Raw genomic sequence first — 20,652 nt, forward strand, 5'->3', positions numbered from 1 at the left:
TTTTCTTTTATAGTTTTTTTCTATAAATATTCCGTTACGGATTATTTCAGGATTGTTAGTTTTTTATTTAACATTTTTTGGCGGAGGCATGTGGGAATCGAACCCACCCAGGACGCTCTTAACGCCCAACACTGGTTTTGAAGACCAGGAGGCACACCAGTTGCCCATCTACCCCCATGCTGTTTTTGCGCTCCCTAACTTTAGCACATGTTTTCCGCGATTTCAAGACATTTTCCGCGATTTTTAATTTATTTCATTTTAGCAAAAATATATTGACTTTTCAAGGTATTCCAGGGATAATGAAAATTGAAGAATGAACTGGATACTAGAATGCGTTCTATGCGTTATTATTTTGACATTCTTGCACATCATATTATCGGAAAAAGACATCCGGGAATGTATGCTCCTTGATGCTTTTCATAAAATTTTTATAGATATACTCTATAAATAAATATTATTTTCTTTATTTTTTAAGGAGGGATTGGATATGGCACTTAATCCAAAATTAAATCTGGATGCTTATGAGGCATCTTTCAAAGCAATCGACACACACACAGTGGGGGAATTTACCCGCGTACTTTTCTCCGGATTCCCAAAACTGGAAGGAAATACTCCTATTGAACGTAAACATTATCTTCAGGAGCACTATGACAAGTATCGTCAGGCCCTGATGTTTGAGCCTCGCGGACATCACGACATGTTCGGAGCTTACATCACAGAGCCTATCAGCCCCGAAGCTGATTTTGCCGTATTCTTCATGGATACAGGAGAATACCTGAACATGTGCGGACACGGAACGATCGGCTCTGCCACAGCAATCATTGAAAGTGGACTTATCGAGGCAAAAGAACCTTATACAGAGCTCACTTTGGAAGCGCCGGCAGGACTTATCAAAGTAAAGGCTGCTGTGAAAAACGGCAAAGTTGAGAGTGTGACACTTACCAACGTTCCTGCTTTTCTTTACAAAGAAAATTTAAAGACTGTGATCGACGGAAAGGAAATCACTTATGACATTTCCTTTGGCGGAAGTTTCTTTGCTCTTTGCGATATTACACAGTTAGGATGGGAAGTAACACCGAAAACTATTCCTATGCTGACTGAATTCGGTATGAAACTGATTGAAAATGCAAACAAAGAAAACAAAATCCAGCATCCTGAACTGGATATCACATCCGTAGACCTTGCTGAACTGTACTGCCCAACAACAAGTGAAGGATGCGACATGAGAAACGTCGTAATCTTTGGAGATAACATGGCTGACCGTTCTCCGTGCGGAACAGGTACAAGTGCAAAAGTTGCCACTTTGTACAAGAGAGGAAAACTTCAGCTGAACCAGCCATTTGTATATGAAAGTTTCATTGGTTCCAAATTTACAGGAGTTCCGATCGCTGAGACAAAAGTAGGCGAATTTGATGCCGTTATTCCTCAGATTACCGGAAGCGCTTATGTAACCGGCGAGGCAACTTATGTGATCGATGGCGATGACCCATTGAAATACGGTTTCCAGGTAGGCTAATTTTTCTTAATATCTATTATTTAGCACAATAAAGTTGTAAAAAAAGCGGATTGAAAAATCCGCTTTTTCTTTATATAATAAATTTTAATATCAACAAGGGAGTGAGCGCATTGCCAAGAAAGAAACCTACAACAAAGACAAAAATTGTAAAGGCTGCCTGGAATCTCTTTTACAAAAAGGGATACGACCAGACTACGATCGAGGATATCATAAGTGCCTCAAAAACCTCAAAAGGTTCCTTTTATCATTATTTCAAGGGGAAAGATGCTCTTCTTAGCACTCTTTCTTATCTGTTTGATGAAAAATACGAAGAACTATATGAGGTCGTAGACCCCGCAATGCCCGCTTACGATAAATTACTTTTATTGAATAAAGAATTGTTTGAAATGATACAGACAAGTGTAGACCGAAAGCTGTTGGCCTACCTCTATTCTTCCCAGCTTATCACAAAGGATAAGCGGTCTCTGCTCGACAAAAAGAGACTTTATTTCCGCTGGATTACCGATATTATGGAAGAAGCTCTGGAAAACGGTGAGTTCAAAAATACAAGCTCAACAGATGAATTGGTCCGTATCTACGCAATGTTTGAACGGGCCTTAATTTATGACTGGGCATTGCAAAAAGGAAATTATTCCCTTCCGGAGTACAGCCAGAAACTTTTGCCCCATGTTCTCAACACATTTAAGGCAGGAATATAAAAAGCCCCCCTGCACATAAAATCCGCTTATAGCGGAATCATGTGCAGGGGGAATTCTTTTTTTCAGCAAACTTCAGACAAGACACTCATGAATCTGCTCTTCCTCAATACCGATATCTTTCATCAATTCTTCAATCGCTTTTCTGTCTTCAAGTCCTGTACACCAGGCAAGTCCACAGCCTGCAGAAATTGCTCTTGGAACCGGAATCAACCGCCCAGGAACCTGTTTCTCTTTGCATGCCTTTTCCATGGCCATGGCATCTGCAGTGGTGTGGAACGTGACAACTAATTTCATTTCTTTTTTTCTCATCATTCAATCACAATTTCAAATTCAGAGCCTTTTGCCGTAGTAACGGTCTTTCTTCCGTGAGTCTTTGCAAATTTTTCCACATTTGTCTTTTGATGCGGCTCACTGACCAGAACTTTTACCGGACCTTTTGTCTCTTTTAACGCCTCTGCTGTCATCATCAAAGGCTCCGGGCAGGAAAGGCCTCTTGCATCTACTTCCTTCATTCTTTTACCTTCTTTCCAAGCTTATCACATTTTTCTCTCAAAATCTACGGTTTTATTTTGCTGTTTTCCTTTTATTGCAGACAGCAATTACAAACAACAAAACGATACAGATGATGACCGCTGCTTTTCCTGCAGTTCCAGGTCCTCCTGCCACTGCCGGGGCGTCCGCTGTGGCAGCTGCTGCTGCGGATGCTGCAAGACCAAAATTATGTGCTGCGGCAGCTCCCGCGAACATACCTAACACCGTCACAGCTGCATCCTGGGATCCCTGGCCGGCAAGCACAAGCTGCCTTAATGGGCATCCCCCGGCAAGCACAGCAGCAAAACCAACCACATACATTCCAAGAATGTTCCACAGATGCTGTGCGTGCGCAATCGGCTGTCCTGTAAATCCGATATGGAAATTTCCTGTAGCTACATTGTATATGAGCATCACCACAAAGAGTCCTGCGATGACAGAAATCAGATCAAAACTTCTCACCAGAATCATGTCGCGTATTCCTCCGGCAAAACACATTCTTGATTTCTGTGCCACAACTCCAAATAGAATCCCCCCGATCAACGATGCAATGATCGGCGCGTGCATACTGCCCGGACCTGTTTTACTTGTCGCCAGCAGGGCCACTCCTCCCACTGTGACAAAGCTTAAAATAAAGATGCCAAGCATAAGCGCAGGAGCAACCGTACCGCTTATTTTATTTGTCTCGTAAGCTCTGGAAAGGCTGAAACCTCTTTTGAGGAAAAAGGCCCCCGTACCCACGCCTGCAGCAAATCCAATGAGTGCGACCCATGCATTCAAGTCTCCGGCTGACATTCGAAGTACCATTCGCAGCGGGCATCCCAAAAATACAAGAGACCCAATCATGATCATCATACCGAGAAGAAAACGGATCATCGGCGAAGAACCTGCGGATGACCGGTATTCTTTTGTAGCCACTGCAATCCCGAATGCTCCCAGCACGATTCCGATCGTCTCCGGACGGACATACTGTACAGTTTCTGTCGTATGTAACTTCAGCGCTCCTGCGGTATCCCGCAGAAAGCACGCAATACAAAAAGCCATGTTTGCAGGATTTCCCAGCTTTGCAAGGACTGCTGCGATTATTCCGCAGATGGCTCCCGCAAGCAACAATTTTTTCTTTGAGTCTGTAAAATTCAAAACTATTCCTCCTCATCTCTCATTTCCAATATTCTCATTCTACTGCCAACTCTTCAATCGCCTTGACGGCTGTCCCCACCTCTTCCTCGGTATTAAAGTGTGAAAAACTAAAACGTACAGCCCCCTGCTCCACTGTCCCAAGTGCCCGGTGCATAAGAGGCGCACAGTGCGCTCCCGGTCTTGTAGAAATCCCATACGTCACAAGCAATTCATCACTCACCTCCGAAGAATCATAATCGCGGATATTGAGCGCCACGATCGGGCATCTCTTTTTTGTGTCAAAGTCTCCGTAAATTTTTACGCCCGGAATCTCTTTCACCCCGTTGTAAAACTTCCACATCAGATGCAGCTCCCTCTCCCGGATATTCTCCATCCCTGTTTTCTTTATGTATGCAAGCGCTGCATTCAATCCGGCGATTCCATGGCCATTGAGAGTCCCCGCCTCCAATGCAGTCGGCATTTGGGACGGATGGTTTGGATTGTAAGTGTCAACACCGCTGCCGCCGCTTTTCAGGGGAGGAAGAATGATCCCTTCCCTCACATAGATGCCGCCTGTCCCCTGCGGCCCCAGCAAAGACTTGTGCCCGGTGAAACAAAGGATATCAATATGAGCGGCCTGTACATCAATCGGATACACTCCGGCTGTCTGCGATGCATCCACAATAAAGCGAATCCCATGTCTCTTTGCAGTCTCCCCTATTTTTTCCACAGGCACAAGATTTCCCGTCAGGTTGGAGCCGTGAGTGCACACGATCACCTTCGTATTTGCCCTTATCTCTTCTTCCACATCTTCCAAGCGGATATTTCCCTTTTTGTCCGCCCGGATGATAGTCACCTCCACTCCCTGTTCTTTTAAGGCATAAATGGGTCTTAACACAGAATTGTGCTCCAGCATTGTGGTTATAACATGATCACCTGGATTTAGGCTCCCTTTTATCGCAATATTCAAACTCTCCGTAGAATTTGGCGTAAACGCAATCTGCTTTGGTCCTTCCGCATGAAAAAGTTCAGCCAGCCTTTCTCTTGTTTCATAAATGATCCTCGCTGCGCCAAGTGCGGCTTCCCCTGCTCCTCTCCCTGCATTCCCAAGGGAGGTCATGGCCTCCACCACAGCATTGATCACTTCTTTTGGTTTTTGCATTGTCGTAGCAGCATTATCCATATAAATCATAACATTCACAATCCTCTCCTGTACTCCATTATATAATTACAGATTTTCACTGTCTAATTGCGCTTTCCAATAAAAGGGGGTGGTTTATAGATATTTTCTATAAACCTCCCCTTTTACTATTTCTTCTTTGCACTTAATCCGTATATTTCCTTGACAACTTTTATAAATCGTTCCGACGCTCTGGAAAGCCGAAATTCTCTATTGTACAAAATGTTGATGTTCCTGCCGCCGTTTTCTTTTGGAAACGGGAACACCAGCACTTTTTTGTCTCTCTCCTCCTCCTCGACTGCAAGTCTGGAGATAAACGAGATTCCAACCCCATTTCGCACGGACTGCTTGATCGTCTCCTGGTTTTCCATACTGGCCACAATAGAGAGCGCCTCCGGCTGAATTCCAATCTTCTTCAGCTGCTTTTCCACCTCTTTGCGGGTTCCCGATCCTTCCTCCCTCATGATGACCGGCTCTTCGCTCACCCAGGAGTAGTTTCCTTCCTGCTTTTGTAACTCAGAAAACTTTTCATTGTTTGCTGTAATAATGACTAGCTCGTCCTGGTAAAACGGAATATATCTGCAGTACTTTTTTTCCAGCACAGTTCCCGTAAATCCAATATCCACGCCGTGATTTGCAACCCATTCCACCACCTTGGCACTGTCCATCTGCATAATCTTGAACTGCTCCTTCGGATATTTTTTAGAAAATGTTTTTAAAATCCCCGGCAGAAGATATTGGGACGGTATCGTGGATGCGGCGATGGTGATACAGTGCCTTTTTTCTTCTTCAGACTCTGCAAAAATTTCTTCTATTTTTTTCTCTATCTCCACCATCTGCCTTGCATACCCAAGCAATGTCCTTCCCTCCTCGGAAAGCCGCACTTCCTTTGTATTTCTGACAAACAGTTTTGTGTTCAGCTCCCGCTCAAGCGCTGCGATATGGGCACTCACTGTAGGCTGTGTCAAATACATCTCTTTTGCTGCCCCGGAAAAACTCTTTCCCTCTGCAACAAGTACAAATGCTTCCAATTGTTTTAAATTCATACAAACGCCACCCTTTCGCTCTCTGCCCCTGTCCGTTTCGTCACTTTAATGGAGTCCATATATTCCAGAATCGGCTTTGCACTCTTTCTGCTTGTCTGGAACATATCCCGCACTTCTGCGATCGTGATCATCCCGTCCTTTTTCAGTTTCTCTTCTATTTTTTGTTTTGCCGCATCAATAAGCCCCGGCAAGGTATACATCTCTTCATTCATCTTCACGACAGCGCGCTCATCTAAGAGGATACTTAAAATATCATCCACGATTTCTTTAGGGATTCCTGCAAAATCTATCTGGGAATACCTAAGAAAATCGTACCCTGCTTTTCCCAGATTCTTCTCAAAAACTTCTGCCACCTTTTGGAAACGCGCATCCTTTTCCACCTCAAATCCCGGAACGTGCAGATATTCATTTTTTTTCTCCACAGCCCCTTCTTCCACAAGCCGCTCCAGCATACGGTCAAACACATTTAACTTCATTTTCTTGAAAAACTTCATGTGCACTTCCGCTTTTTTCATTCCGTAGCGGTACGGATACTGTCGGTGATAATCCTTCAGAGCCGGACAGATCGTTTCTTTCGCTCTGTCAAAGTCTGCACGGTGCCATACATATGTCTCCTTCTTCATAGGGAAGGACACAAGAAGTCCGGATTGTTTTAATTCTTCGATATCTGCTGTTACTTCTTCCATGGAAAGCGCTGTCAGTTTTGCCAGCTCCTGGCAAGTGACCATGGTTTCATTGTACTGCTTTACATGCAGTTCAATGACATCTGCGCTGCTGCCCGCCTCTTTTCTTTTCAGCTCTTCGATAGCCTCTTCCTGGAAACGCTTTTTCTTGGAAGGGTTCGGCTCCAGCACCACACCCCCTCCAATGGTCTCCATCGGAGAGTAAAACCGCACGACAAACTTGTCCCCTCTTCTGAGGGCAATCTCTTCCTCCAGACGCAGCTGTACATAGCCTTCCTCCCCAGGTCCGATCTCCTCCTTGTCGAGAAGAACAGCACGGCAGAGGATCTCACTCGTCCCTGTAAACAGATGAAGTCTCATGTGGTTTGTAAGTATTCTCACAGAGGATGGCAGCACTTTCATCTTTACATCCAGCATCATCGTATTTTTCATGCTGTCAGGCGGTGCAAGGACGCAGCCTCTCTGCAGCTCACTCTTCTTGATATTTGACAGGTTGATGGCCACTCTCTGCCCCGCAAAACATTCTTCTACCTCTTTTCCGTGAACCTGAATACTGCGTATTTTGCATTCTTTTTGGATAGGGTACATACAAAGGAGGGTGTCCTTTGTGATCTTACCGCTCAAAAGAGTGCCCGTCACAATTGTTCCAAATCCGGAAAGGGAGAAAACTCTGTCTACCGGCAGCCTTGGAATCGTGTGTATCTCCTTTTCTTCCACCTCTTCCCTTGCCACCATATCGATCACTTCTTTTAACCGGTCAATTCCTTCTCCTGTTGCTGCTGAAACATGTACGATCGGAGCCTGCTCAAGAAACGTACCTTGCAGCTCATCCTTGATTTCCTCCTCCACAAGCTCCAGCCACTCCTCGTCCACCAGATCACACTTGTTGAGAACAAGAATGCTTTTTTTAATGCCAAGCAGCCCCAAAATATCCATGTGCTCCCTTGTCTGCGGCATGATTCCTTCGTCCGCAGCCACCACAAGCATGACCAGATCCATGCCCACAACTCCGGCAACCATATTATTGATAAACCTCTCATGGCCAGGTACGTCAATGATCCCCGCCCTGTCTCCTGATTTCAAATCAAAATAAGTAAATCCCAAATCAATGGTGATCCCTCTTCTTTGCTCTTCTTCCCAGCGGTCCGTATTTCTTCCGGTCAGCGCCTTGATCAGCGTTGTCTTTCCGTGGTCAATATGTCCCGCTGTTCCTATGATGATATTTTTCATACATATTCTCCCGGTTCCCAATTTTTCTCCAGAATACCTGTCCCGGAGAGTTCTCTTACTATCTCATCCATACCTTCTTTGGCAATGGTCCGCATATCCAGCACAATCTCGTCATTCACTGTCCGGGGAATGATCGGCACAGGCAGATGTCTCATCCGCTCTTCCAGCTGTGCGGTTGTAATGTTCTTTGGACGCATGCACACAGCCATACTGTCCAGTCTCTCAAGCGGAAGAGATCCACCTCCAACCTGGGACTCACACTTATCCAGACGTACATCCGCCTTGATGTTTCTTCTCACAAGCATGTTTCGCAATTTTTTTGCTCTTTTTTCCACATCCCCAAAAGATTCGGTGATCATCCTAAGCGCAGGTATATTTTTTAGCGCCCGCTCCTCTGACAAATACTCCATAAGGAGGATCTCCAGGGCAGATGCTGTAAATTTGTCGATTCTAAGAGCTCTGGTGAGCTGGTTCTTTTTCATCATATCAATATATTTTTTCCGCCCCACGATGATTCCTGCCTGCGGTCCGCCCAGGAGTTTATCCCCGCTGAAACAGACAATGTCAGCGCCTGCTTTTATGGACTCCTGCACTGTCGGCTCATACGACAGACCGTATTTGCTAAGATCCACGAGCACGCCGCTTCCAATGTCCTCGATCAGCGGCAGCTCCTTCTCCTTTGCTATTTTTGCAAGTTCCATGACTGAAACAGACTCTGTAAATCCCACGATCCGGTAATTACTTGTGTGCACTTTTAAAAGCGCTTTTGTCTCCTCTGTCACTGCCTCCTCATAGTCCGCCAAATGCGTTTTGTTTGTCGTCCCTACTTCCACAAGCGTTGCACCGCTTTGCTCCATCACGTCCGGCACGCGGAATTTTCCGCCGATTTCCACAAGTTCTCCTCTGGATACAACGACTTCGCCGCCTTTTCCCATGGTGTTCAGGACGAGCAGAACAGCTGCCGCATTGTTGTTAACTGCCATAGCTGCCTCGGCCCCGGTAATTTTACACAAAAGTTCCTCAAAGTGAGCATACCGCTCTCCTCGTTTTCCTTCTTCCAGATTATATTCAAGATTGGAGTATCCCAGAGCAATCTTCCCGATATGGCGGATGTGTTGTTCGCCGATCGGCGCTCTCCCAAGGTTTGTGTGGAGAATCGTCCCCGTTGCGTTGATGACTGGACGCATATTGGGCCTGCTCGCTCTTTTTGCGCGGCGCACGATCCGCTCTTTCAAGGCCTCGACCCTCTCATTTGCCTCTTTCTCGCTTTGACACTCTCCGATAAATGTCCGCAGGGCCTCCAACTCCTTTCGCACAGCCTCCAGTACAACATCATAGCTGCACTCCTCAATAAGCCTGGCGATTTCTTTGCTCTCCAAAAGTACATCCACTTTGGGAATCCTTCTGTACCATATATTTTTCTCCATGTTCCTTCTCCTGTTTTATATAAGACGGATATAATTTGCATCCGGCTCTTTTTCCACTACTTGTCCTATGACCGCTACTTTGGTATCCATATGTTTGCTTTCAAATTTTTCCATCACATCATCCGCCAATTCTTTTGGTACGCTGAGCAAAAGCCCGCCGGAAGTCTGTGGATCATACAAAAGATCCTGCTCATACTCCATGGCTTTTCCCGGGTCCACATACTTTCCGCTGTACTCCCGGTTTTGGTATGCGCCTGCAGGGACAAGCCCCATTTTCGCATACTCATCCGCACCTTTCACAAACGGTATCTTCTTTACATTCAGCTGAAACGTCACTTCGCTGGCCACAGCCATCTCCGCACAGTGGCCGAGAAGTCCGAATCCTGTGATATCTGTACATGCACGTATATTTCTTCCCTCATCCACCACTTCTTTGGCTTTTTTGTTCAGGGACGCCATCACAACCTGTGCTTCCTTTATGGATTCTTCGTCTGCCATCTGTGCCTTGATCGCGGTATTCACAATCCCGTTTCCAATCTGCTTTGTCAAGATCAGTACATCTCCCGGCCTGCTTCCGTAGTTTTTCCATATTTTCTTTGGATGCACAAAGCCGGCAACGCAAAGGCCGTATTTTGGCTCATCATCCTGGATGGTATGCCCTCCTACAAGGACGGCTCCTGCCTCCTTTACTTTATCCGCTCCCCCTGCCAGTATTTCCGCCAGTATGGAGGGATCAAGACAGTTTGGAAATCCTGCGATATTGAGTGCAAGTCTTGGCTCCCCTCCCATGGCGTATACATCGCTTAACGAATTGGCAGCCGCAATCTGTCCAAACATATATGGTTCGTCTACAATAGGTGTAAAGAAATCCACGGTCTGGATCAGTGCGACATCGTCCGTGATCTTGTAAACAGCGGCATCGTCAGATGTCTCAAATCCAACCAGAAGATTTTCATCATAAAATTTCGGCAGCTTGCCCAGAACCTGGGCAAGGGTCTTTGGACCTATCTTTGCCGCTCATCCGGCCGTCTTTGTCATCTGCGTCAGTCGAATCTTTTCTTCCATCCTCTTATATCCTTTCTTTGATCATGCATGAAGTTTTCCTGATTTTACGGGCGGATAATCCTTCCTGCCTGTGCCATTTTCTCCACAATATTGTACATATTTGTCACTGTACCGACTTCTAATTTTTCTGTCAGCCCATAATAATTCAGGCAAGTTCCACAAGTAAGGATTTCCACGCCTTGCTCCTCCAATCCCTTTAAATCTTCCAGACTGTCTGAGCCCTCGGCAGTCAATGTGGCTCCTCCATTGTAAAACAGCATGGTTTTTGGCAGCTCGTCCAGTTGTGTGACTGCAAAAATAAAACCTTTCATCAAAACTTTGCCAAGCTCGTCATTTCCTTCTCCCATCTTGTCCGACGCAACAACTACAATGGTATCTCCTTTGATTTCTGCCTTGCATGTCTCCTCAGTATCCGTGTCCCCGATTTCAGATCCTTTGATTTCTATGCGGTATTTTTTCTCTTCCAATTTTTCTGAAACAGCCTCTGCGCCCATACTGTTTGCAAATTTTGTAACGTTCTTCACTGCGGTCTCATTGTCCACCAAAACCTCCAGCACTTGATTTCCCTTTAGCTCCTGCATCGCCTTTTTTGTTTTAATAACCGGAATCGGGCAAGCGTCCCCGATCGCATTTACTTGAATTTTCATAATCCTATATTCCCTTCCTTCATTTTTACACTTATAGAAATATTCTATCACTCTTTCTCCTATGGGTAAACCCAATTTTTATTTCCTTTTTCTATTCTTATATCGTTTCCGGCTATAAATAGGACATTGTGTTTTTGTGGGATTGCTGATATAATAACTTCGATTTAAAGACAGGAACTCATTCATGATCAAGAAAGGATTTTATAGATATGTGGATAGCAGATGGCTGGAAAGAATACGAAGTGCTCGATTCCTCAAACGGCGAAAAGCTGGAGCGGTGGGGAGATTTTCTCCTCATAAGACCGGATCCGCAGGTGATATGGAATACACCCAAAAAGTTAAAAGGCTGGAAACATCCAAACGGGCACTATCACCGCAGTAAAAAAGGAGGCGGGGAATGGGAGTTCTTTGACCTACCAAAACAGTGGCAGATTCATTACAAAAATCTGACCTTTAACTTAAAACCGTTCAACTTTAAGCATACTGGTCTTTTCCCAGAACAGGCAACAAACTGGGATTGGTTTTCAGAAAAAATAAAACATGCAGGAAGGCCGGTGAAAGTACTCAATCTATTTGCGTACACAGGCGGAGCAACTTTGGCCGCAGCTGCAGCAGGGGCTCATGTAACGCATGTAGATGCGTCCAAAGGAATGGTCGGATGGGCAAAAGAAAATGCAGTCTCTTCAGGCCTTGAGGATGCACCAATCCGATGGCTTGTGGATGACTGCGTCAAATTCGTGGAGCGGGAGATCCGAAGAGGAAATCATTACGATGCCATCATCATGGACCCTCCTTCTTATGGCCGCGGACCAAAAGGTGAGATCTGGAAAATCGAGGATGCCATTCACCCTCTCATCCGGCTCTGCACAAAGATACTCTCCGATGACCCGCTTTTCTTTCTCATCAACTCTTACACCACAGGACTTGCTCCTGCTGTGCTGACTTACATGCTCTCCACTGAGCTTGCTCCTTGGAAAGGAAAGGTGGAGTCACAGGAAATCGGACTTCCGGTCACTTCCAATGGTCTTGTCCTCCCTTGCGGCGCATCCGCTCGTTGGGAAATATGTAGAGATATCATTTAAAAATACCCGGGGATTTCAAATACCCCGGGTACTTTTTTACGGTTTTGCCTTTTTAGGCAGACCGTTTTTTATTCTTTATTTTTTCGTCTGTATACAATGACTCCGCCCACAATTGCAGCTGCTACAACCAAGAGGACAATAATTGCCACCGGGTTTGCAGCATCTCCTGTCTTCGCACTCTTCACAGACTGATTTCCTGTGTCAGATGCCCCTGATGCTTTGTCATTGTTTGATGTACTGCTGCCGGAACCGACTGCCTTTGTATCATCTGTCTGGTCCGGTGTGCCGCTTGTTGATGCCAACAAGTTGTCGATGGATGCCTGAAGTTCTTTTGTAGCTGTCTCAACGAGATCTCTGCCTGCCTGATCGTTGTTCAGAACAGATACCGCTGATGCAAGTGCTCTTGAGAAGACTTCCACATCTGTTTCATTTGCTCCCTCAAGGTTCATTGCCTGAGCCTGATTGATAAGGGCCTCAAGTGCGCTCTTGTCTGGTTTCAGTCTCAGCGCGCTTGCTGCATCCATAAGGGCTTTCCAAGCATCGTCCACTTGTTTCTGGGTAGCCATAAAATCTTCTGCAACTTCTTTTGCTGTTGCAAGGGCAGTATTGAATGTATCCTGACCTTCTTCAAGATACAGGCTTAAGTCCAATGCGCTTGCCCACTCAATGACTTTGTTCAAGTCTTCCTTGTTTGCCATCTTGCGGTTCAGCTCTGCTGTTGCTTTTAAAAGAGCCATCCAAGCATCATCAATCTCTTTCTGCATTGCATTCGGATCGTCTCTTACAACTTTCGCTGCATCCAAAGTTTCAAGGAATGCATCCTTCTTCTCATCGTCAACATAATCATTCATATCCAGACTTTCTGCAAAGGCAATGACTTTCTCAAGGTCTGTCTTATCACCCTGTTTGAAGGAAAGATACTGCATGATATCGATGAGCGCTTTCCAGCTGTTGTCAACCATTTCCTGTGTAACAGTCTTATCTCCTGTTTCTACTTTTGCAACAATATCATTTGCATTTGCCAGTCTTGCTTCAAATTCTGTTACGATTGCCGGAATTACATCTGTTGTATCCACTTTTTTTGCAAGTTCAATTGCGTATTTGAGAACTGCAACGGAAACTTCTGACTCGATTGCCTCTCCAACCGTTACAGTCGCGCTTGCGCTAAGGCCTGCCACGTTGGATGCTGTGATGGTTGCTGTTCCCTCTTTGACACCTTTTACAACACCGTTCTGGTCTACTGTTGCAACTTCTTCATCGGAAGAACTCCATACAATACCTTTTACAAGAGTTCCTTCCTCATGTTTGAGCTGCATTTCCACAGTTTCGCCTATATTGACTTTTGCATCATCCATAGAGATTTCTTCTGCCACTTTCTGTACAGCGAACGGAGCAATCTCTGTGACAGCTGCGAAATCATTTCCGCCGACCTCTATACTGAATTCAATATAGCGTCCCGCCACATTGGAGTCGAACTGAGTCTCAACCCAAGCACCATTGCTCTGAAGATTTTTATCTACAGTTACTGCAGATGCAGATGCAATCTCTTCCTTATTCTCGTCAAGGATTCTGTAGCTGAACTGGCGCACAATACCATTTACATTGGAGTCATTTCTCTGCTGGAATTTAAATCCGCCAAATTCTATTGCTTTTCCAAGGTCTACTGTCAGGATTGCCGGATTTTCAGGGCTGACAACAAAGCCTTCTCCTGCCCAGTTGCTGTGCCACCATGTACCGGAATTTCCGTCTACCGCGTTTCCTGCCGGCTGCAAAGCATATTCTGTGTTTGCAGCTGCAGTCATCTGAAGTCCATCGATATCTACAACTACCTGATCTAATACTGTGATTGTAAATTCGATCGCCTCTGCATTCGGGATTTCTGCTGTCAATACCGCAGTTCCTTTTTCTAATGCGAGAACTTTGTTATCCTCTACTTTTGCAACTTTTTCGTCGCTTGATTTCCATGTCACTTTTTCAAGGTTGCTTCCGCTGATCGTTGCAGTTTCACCTTTGTAAAGCTCTGTCTTGTCAATTGCCACGGAAATAGCGTCCGGATCTTCTTTGATCACAAGATTATCGATAACCAGATCCGTCTCTCCCATGCTGCCGCTGCCTGCCAGTCCGCCATTCTCATAGATACCGATCCATGTCTGTCCGTCTCCGCTTGCAGTGAATGTTGTCTTAAAGTGTTTCTGACCTTCTTCTCCTCTTGCCTGTGCCAGCCAGTTTTCATCCGCCGGAGTTGCTGTTCCTGCACCACTTCCGATGACAAGTCCATATGCCTTATCCGGTCCGGACTGATAATCGAATTCTACTGTGTATACCTTGCCAGCCTCAAAGTGGAAATTCTGAGGAACTGTCTGGAAAATGATACCTGTGTTTGTGCCGTGATGTTTCAGAGAATACTCTCCATCGATCACATCATCGATCACTCTTCCATTCCATCCTGTCTGTGTATATGGTTCATGGAGCTGGGACAGATGAGATACCTGGTCTCCTCCTGCCTGAACACGTCCTGTTACAAACGGATACAGCCCTTCTGCCACAGATTCAAAATCCTGAGTAAAGCTTCCATCTTTCTGGAAGTTGTTCAAAGTTTTTTGTACGACACGGATATCGTCAAAATATGTTGCCCCTTCACCAGCTTTTCTTGCAAATGTAAGATCCGCTGTTTTTCCTTCTGCAACAAAGGATACAAGCATACGCTGCATGTTGCTGCCGTGCTCTTCATCAGATGCTACACTGTTTGGAACTACGGAGCGCATTGTATAGTTGGACGTTTCTTTGTCCCCTGCACACACTGTCATTGTAGCTTTGGCATCGCTTTCATTGTCAACATAGGCAATTGCAACGTAATCTTTTCCTTTTTCCAGTCCTGAAATCTGTGTAGTAACTTTCACATCTTTATCCGGGCTGTTGAATGCCAGTGTCTGATCTCCTGTGCTGTCCTTTTCCACAACGATTGCATCGCTGTCAATATCTCCTGACCACTCATCTGAAGAAAGTTTTTCTCCGGCACCAGGATAACCGTTGAATCCTGGATCCACCACGTAGCCGTCTTCACCAAAATCTGCTTTAAGTGTCTTTTCTCCTGCTCCTTTTACTACTACATATGCAGTAGCTGCTTTTGCATCGAGAGTAACCTTTCCATCCACAACCGGAACTGTCCTCTCATTGATACGTCCCTGGTCAGAAAGTTCATATACGATCACATTTCCACAATCAGTCCAGTCATCCTGAAGTTCCCATGTGGTTGTTCCCCCGTCCAGATTCCAGTGGTACAGTTTTTCTGTTCCGTCCTGGTTGTCTGTCCATGGAAGAAGATAAGAAGAACCTTCTGTATCTGTGTTGAGAATGACTTTATCATTTAATGTGATGGTGCGCTCGATTTCCTCGTCACTTCTCTGCGCTTCGTTTCTTGTTACAACCACTTTATCGCCTTCATCATTCATAAGGCTGATCTGTTTTTCGTGGTTGCCGACCGGTGACTCTTCACCGCTTGTTTCATCGTAATTTACCCAATCAGATACATAGTAGTGCTGCAGGAATTTTGTCGGCAGGTTCTGATTGAATGTCTGATAGATGTAGTTTGTATAGTTCTGGTCTCCTCCCCATCCTTCAAATCCGTAGATGCGGGCTCCGCCAAGCAACGGGTTGTCCGCTGTTCCGCCAAAGCTTGGATAATTGAGAACCTGAGAATCTCTCTGATCGTTTCTGATGAAACGGATGATGTCACTGTTGAATCCTTTGGAGCTTGCTCCTCCGTATGTTGCATCAGTTGACCAATGCTGCCATGTAGAGTCATACTCACCTTGCGCACTGAACTCTGTAGTAAATCTCCATCCAAGAGAATTGATTTCTTTTGCAACTTGTCTTGTCTCCCAGGAATCCTGATACCATACATCCAGATAAATGAAATCCATATTATCTTTTCTGTTCTCTGCATCTTTTTGGATCTCTTCTTTGGATGCCTTCACCTCTCCCTTGGAGTCTTCCACATATTCACCTTTGTCCCAATCTCTGCTGTAGAAATCGGTTCCATTGATTCTGTCATACAACTGCACAAAACGTTTCCATCTTGCCTGGGATGACAGATCCCAAAGCTTATCGATTGTCTTGGACTGGTCAAGCCATCCCCAGCCATTTCCGATTCCATACTCTGCTCCGATCATCGGTTCACAGAAGGATTTTGCTTCCGGATATGCTTCCTGTGCATTTACATGGATACCAATCTCTGTATTATAGTCATGAGCGATCTTGATCAGGTTCTGGAAGTCTTTTACACCGCCTTCTCTTTCAGAAATATCTGCATACTCTGAGTTTGCTGAGTCATGACCTTCATTTCCATAACCTTTGAGCATAACTGCCTGAGGAAGTCCGTCTGTTGCCAGATAAACTTTCTTGATGTTATCAGCCGTCTCAAGATACGGGTTTGTTGTCATACTACCGAAGTTCATAACAATACGGTAGTTTACAAGATCTTTGATCACATCTGAACCGTATGGAATATTCATGATATCACGGAATGCAAGTGCACCATCATTCCAGTCGATATCTCCATCCTGGTTCTCATCTGCTCCGATGGCAACTTTTGTTACAGGGAGTTCACTCACCGGATAGTCTTCATATCTGTCCGCGTATTTTTGTCCGTTTTTGTCACCCAGCTCATAGTACCATGGTGCGCTTGTAAGGCTCATGGTGTCTGCTCCATTGTTTCGAACCACACGTTTGTCGCCCTCTGCTTCAGAGTTGCTGAAAAGTCCTGCGCTCAATTTTCCGTTTGTCAGGAATCCATACAGGTAATTTGTGGAATCAGCCGGGATAAATCCGTCGTTAAAGTTGATATAAACATCTGCGTTGGATGTTGTTGTCGTGGATGCCAGAGCACCTGCAAAGTTTGCGCCTGTCTCAATCGAATCCACAGTCAGAAGGTTAAGATTCGGTACATCGATCGTTGCGATTTTTGCGCATCCGTCCGCCTTCTTAATGTCTGTGACTTGCCATGTCACATCATTGTTTTCCACGCTGATCTTTACTGTCATGTCAAAGTCTAGTTCTGTTTCTGCATCTTCGATGTGAAGAACATATTCCCTGGAAGACTGTGTTGTCTCACCAAGTGTCACTTCCGGTTTGATCGCAACACCATTGATCGCAACTTCATTTAATTCCTGCTCATTTCCGCGGAAAAATGTTTCTGCATCTGAGAGCATCTCATATCTTGCCACGATCGGGAAATCTTTACCAATGTACACTTTCATGACATCAGACTGAATCGTATCATATTGGCTAAGATCCAAAGGTTTCTTTTCCTCCAGCTGAATATCAAAGACATTGTCTTTGTCTTCTTCCAAAGTAACTGTTTCAAGGTATGCCTGGAATTCCGGTTTTGTCACAGCCATGCTGTACTCTCCGACTTCCATGGATGCGAATTGATAATGTCCGTCTGCATCTGTTGTTGTCACTTCTGTTCCAAGACGTACGCTTGCATCCGCTACCGGCTCACCTGTTTCTTTGGATGTAACTGTTCCCGTAACAGGTACAAGAGCTGTGTATGTTTTTTCCACAAGCTGTCCGTCTCTTTCTGCACAGAATCCCCAGTTGTCTTCCATACAGTTTTCACCATTGTATTTTGCATCGGCAAAAGAGATGGATGTTGCACCGTTTGTCTTCACACCAAACCTTCCCTGATCTTTAGTCTTCTCTGCAAAGCTGATCAGATCCTGATTTGTCACACGCACTGTTGTTCCGTTTACTGTAACCGAGAGAGTCTCTCTGTTCAGGGAAATGGACATGGACAGTTCTTCTCCCTCTACCGGGTCCGGAAGTCCTGCGATTCCAGGATAGGAACCGGAACCATTTAAATTGTACTGATAGTACCATTTACTGCTTCCGTCATACCCAACATACAGCCAGTTATTGTCATCCATATAGCTGTAGAATACACCCCAGTTACCGCTAGGTTTTACTGCAAGAGAGAGTTCTCCGCCCTCACCCATGCGTTTGTCATTGTCAAGAAGAAGGATCGGCGCAGATACATTTGGGTTTCCATAAGCATGTCCGCCGCCATTGTTGCGTCCACCTGTGATCTTGTACCATGCTCTTCCTTGTTGGGATGGCTCTTCTCCTTCTCCGTCAGACACTTCCACTGCCGGTTCCCAAACCTGGCCTTCCGCGTCTTTGTAAAGCTGCCAGTTGTCATATGACTGGTATGCGTTTTCTCCAACTGTCACATCGGAGAAATAGATGTCTGTATACGCTTCACCGTATGTTGCAGCCCCGAATCCAACCTGTCCTTCTTTGTCTTTCAAAGCCAGGAAGTCCGCATTGTCTGCAACTGCAGTTCCCTTTTGACCGGATGTTGTATTCTCCACCGTAATGTGAAGACCATCCGTTTCATATGTACCACTGACATTTACTATGTCATTTTGCTGTACTGCAGGCAATCCTTCTAAGCTAGGATAGCTGCCGGAACCATTGTTTTTGAATTCATAGAACCAGTTTGTGGCTCCGTCATATGCGATATAGCCCCAGTTGGAGTCATCTGCATATTTTGTCACAAAACGGAATCTTGTATCCGCATTTGTGCTGCCGAGTTTGAACGTAAAACTAAAGTCCTCGTCCGTGTAACCCGCATTGTCGGACAGGATAAATGCTTCCGGGTTTCCGCTGCCGAAGTGCCCGTTTCCATTTCCGCTGCCGGCTTTCAGATGCGCCATCATCTTAGGCGCTGCCAGTACTTCCAAACTAGGCAGTGCGCCGAACAGTGTCGTGCACACCATAGCCATCACAAGAAAGCTGGCTGTCAGTTTTTTCCAAAACTTTTTCATAATATACTCCTTTCTTTAAAAATAGATTTTTAATGCAGGGGTCCATATAGAGACACTCCCACTTATTATCAAGTATAACCTGTCTCCCCTTTTTTAGGCTTTAGACTTTTGTCCATTTTCTTTGTTTGTTTACCCAAATTTTTGCCTCAGCTTATGCAATATGTATAATTTTAGCCATTTCTTCTATGCACCATGTCCAAAATATCCTGCTAAATTTATCAGATTTGTTTTCTGACTATCCTGTACTCATCGTCCAGCCTGAACCAGGGGCAAGCCCTCACATTTCCGGACAGAAAGCGCATCATTTCATCCTCATCCAGATCCACTTCACAGATATAATACTCGTACTCCTCATCGTACACATAGTTGGCACAATTTTCGCAGCTGCCATTTCCTGCCATATGATCCCCTCCTTTTTCTTTTCAGTATAGCATTCGGTTTCTTTCCTGTATACATTCCAGATGTTATAATACAGACATCAGCATATTGTGAGGAGGTTGATATCATGAATCATAAACAAACCATGAAAGCTGTTGTATACCGCTCAAAGGGATGCTTTGCAATTGAAGAACGTCCAATCCCCCAACTCTTGGACGAGCGGGATGCGATCGTAAAAGTGACATGTGCTTCTATTTGTTCCAGCGACATCCATATCAAACACGGGGCTGTTCCAAAAGCCGTGGAAGGGGTGATCGTCGGACACGAGATGGTTGGAATCGTGCAGGAAACAGGACAAAATGTCAAAAAATTCCGCCCCGGAGACCGTGTGACAGTCAATGTGGAGACCTTTTGCGGGGAATGTTTTTACTGTAAAAAGGGGTTCGTAAACAACTGTCAGGATAAAAACGGAGGCTGGGCCCTTGGGTGCCGTATCGACGGCGGCCAGGCAGCATACGTGCGGGTTCCCTATGCAGACAATGGGCTCAACCACATTCCTGATAATGTGGACGATGAGCAGGCCCTGTTTACAGGTGATATTCTTGCGACCGGATATTGGGGTGCCAAGATCGGAGATATCAAAGAGAATGACTGCGTGGCTGTCATAGGCGCCGGACCTGCTGGAATCAGCACTATGCTGTGCGCAAGACTTTACGGCCCGGAAAAGATCATTGCCATTGACACGAATGAGAAACGCCTTGCTCTTATAAAGGATAAAGGAATTGCCAACACTGTTCTTTGTCCAGGTTCAAAAGACTTTTATCAGACGTTTTTGTCTCTCACCCACGGCCGCGGCGCGGATGTTGTCATTGAGGCTGCCGGCGGTGAGGACACATTCCAGATGGCGTGGCAGCTTGCCAGACCAAACGCCTGCGTATGCATTGTTGCTTTATATGAAAAGCCCCAGCTGCTCCCTCTTCCCGACATGTACGGAAAGAACTTAACTTTTAAAACCGGAGGAGTGGATGCATCGGACTGCGATGAGATCCTCCGGCTGATCTCCCGGGGCGAGCTGGATACACGCTGTCTTATCACACACCGTTTTCCACTCTCTTCTGCAATGGAAGCATATGATATCTTTGAAACCAAAAAAGAAGATGTAATGAAGATCGCCCTTTACATGGATGAACAATAAACTCACATAAAGGAGGATGTTAGGCACT

At 45.4% G+C, this 20,652-nt stretch carries 15 protein-coding genes and 1 tRNA gene; 4 read left to right on the forward strand and 12 right to left on the reverse strand.

The window, feature by feature from the left end; all coding sequences use genetic code 11:
• Positions 1 to 78 precede the first annotated feature (78 nt).
• Positions 79 to 176: transfer RNA gene (locus tag B5F18_RS10125), tRNA-Sec, on the reverse strand.
• A gap of 311 nt (positions 177 to 487) precedes the next feature.
• On the opposite strand from B5F18_RS10125, the gene B5F18_RS10130 reads away from it, so the two are divergent.
• Both B5F18_RS10130 and B5F18_RS10135 read left to right on the forward strand, forming a co-directional pair.
• Positions 488 to 1,516 (forward strand): proline racemase family protein, encoded by a 1,029-nt coding sequence (locus B5F18_RS10130; RefSeq protein WP_087157547.1) that lies wholly within the window; start codon positions 488 to 490, stop codon positions 1,514 to 1,516.
• A 110-nt stretch (positions 1,517 to 1,626) separates the two neighbouring features.
• Positions 1,627 to 2,214, forward strand: a complete 588-nt coding sequence (locus B5F18_RS10135) for a TetR/AcrR family transcriptional regulator (RefSeq protein WP_087157548.1) — start codon at positions 1,627 to 1,629, stop codon at positions 2,212 to 2,214.
• Positions 2,215 to 2,286: 72 nt separating this feature from the next.
• Here B5F18_RS10135 and B5F18_RS10140 read toward each other — a convergent pair whose 3' ends face one another.
• From B5F18_RS10140 to yedF, 9 genes are all read right to left on the reverse strand, one after another.
• The gene (locus tag B5F18_RS10140) at positions 2,287 to 2,523 is read right to left on the reverse strand and encodes a DUF3343 domain-containing protein (RefSeq protein ID WP_087157574.1); all 237 of its coding nucleotides are present in this window, start codon (positions 2,521 to 2,523) and stop codon (positions 2,287 to 2,289) included.
• Positions 2,523 to 2,726 carry a sulfurtransferase TusA family protein gene (locus tag B5F18_RS10145; protein WP_087157549.1) on the reverse strand — a complete coding sequence of 68 codons (204 nt, stop codon included), beginning with the start codon at positions 2,724 to 2,726 and terminating at the stop codon, positions 2,523 to 2,525. Before B5F18_RS10145 ends, B5F18_RS10140 begins: the two co-directional genes overlap by 1 nt.
• A gap of 52 nt (positions 2,727 to 2,778) precedes the next feature.
• On the reverse strand, positions 2,779 to 3,885 hold the full coding sequence (gene yedE / locus B5F18_RS10150) for a YedE family putative selenium transporter (RefSeq protein WP_087157550.1): 1,107 nt from the start codon (positions 3,883 to 3,885) through the stop codon (positions 2,779 to 2,781).
• 34 nt (positions 3,886 to 3,919) lie between these two features.
• A complete protein-coding gene (locus B5F18_RS10155) occupies positions 3,920 to 5,056 on the reverse strand; it encodes an aminotransferase class V-fold PLP-dependent enzyme (protein ID WP_087157575.1) in 1,137 nt (378 codons plus the stop codon).
• A gap of 116 nt (positions 5,057 to 5,172) precedes the next feature.
• The gene (locus B5F18_RS10160; RefSeq protein WP_087157551.1) at positions 5,173 to 6,090 is read right to left on the reverse strand and encodes a selenium metabolism-associated LysR family transcriptional regulator; all 918 of its coding nucleotides are present in this window, start codon (positions 6,088 to 6,090) and stop codon (positions 5,173 to 5,175) included.
• Entirely contained in the window at positions 6,087 to 8,003 is a 1,917-nt protein-coding gene (gene selB / locus B5F18_RS10165) for a selenocysteine-specific translation elongation factor (protein ID WP_087157552.1), read from the reverse strand. Before selB ends, B5F18_RS10160 begins: the two co-directional genes overlap by 4 nt.
• On the reverse strand, positions 8,000 to 9,430 hold the full coding sequence (gene selA, locus B5F18_RS10170) for an L-seryl-tRNA(Sec) selenium transferase (protein WP_087157553.1): 1,431 nt from the start codon (positions 9,428 to 9,430) through the stop codon (positions 8,000 to 8,002). The genes selB and selA overlap by 4 nt, the downstream gene beginning before the upstream one ends.
• Before the next feature lie 15 nt (positions 9,431 to 9,445).
• Complete coding sequence (gene selD / locus B5F18_RS10175; protein WP_087157554.1) at positions 9,446 to 10,495, reverse strand: selenide, water dikinase SelD; 1,050 nt, start codon at positions 10,493 to 10,495, stop codon at positions 9,446 to 9,448.
• Between the two features lie 44 nt (positions 10,496 to 10,539).
• Positions 10,540 to 11,142, reverse strand: coding sequence for a sulfurtransferase-like selenium metabolism protein YedF (gene yedF / locus B5F18_RS10180; protein WP_087157576.1), 603 nt, complete (start codon positions 11,140 to 11,142; stop codon positions 10,540 to 10,542).
• Between the two features lie 209 nt (positions 11,143 to 11,351).
• Here yedF and B5F18_RS10185 point away from each other — a divergent pair, with 209 nt between their 5' ends.
• The gene (locus B5F18_RS10185) at positions 11,352 to 12,224 is read left to right on the forward strand and encodes a class I SAM-dependent methyltransferase (protein WP_087157555.1); all 873 of its coding nucleotides are present in this window, start codon (positions 11,352 to 11,354) and stop codon (positions 12,222 to 12,224) included.
• 68 nt (positions 12,225 to 12,292) lie between these two features.
• Here B5F18_RS10185 and B5F18_RS10190 read toward each other — a convergent pair whose 3' ends face one another.
• Positions 12,293 to 19,051, reverse strand: coding sequence for an endo-alpha-N-acetylgalactosaminidase family protein (locus tag B5F18_RS10190; RefSeq protein WP_087157556.1), 6,759 nt, complete (start codon positions 19,049 to 19,051; stop codon positions 12,293 to 12,295).
• Between the two features lie 218 nt (positions 19,052 to 19,269).
• Positions 19,270 to 19,452: a DUF6472 family protein gene (locus B5F18_RS10195; protein WP_087157557.1), complete on the reverse strand. Its 183-nt coding sequence runs from the start codon at positions 19,450 to 19,452 to the stop codon at positions 19,270 to 19,272.
• A gap of 122 nt (positions 19,453 to 19,574) precedes the next feature.
• Here B5F18_RS10195 and B5F18_RS10200 point away from each other — a divergent pair, with 122 nt between their 5' ends.
• Complete coding sequence (locus B5F18_RS10200; RefSeq protein WP_087157577.1) at positions 19,575 to 20,624, forward strand: alcohol dehydrogenase; 1,050 nt, start codon at positions 19,575 to 19,577, stop codon at positions 20,622 to 20,624.
• The last annotated feature ends 28 nt before the right edge of the window (positions 20,625 to 20,652 follow it).

It is taken from the genome of Lachnoclostridium sp. An181 (assembly GCF_002160325.1).
Taxonomy (GTDB): domain Bacteria; phylum Bacillota; class Clostridia; order Lachnospirales; family Lachnospiraceae; genus An181.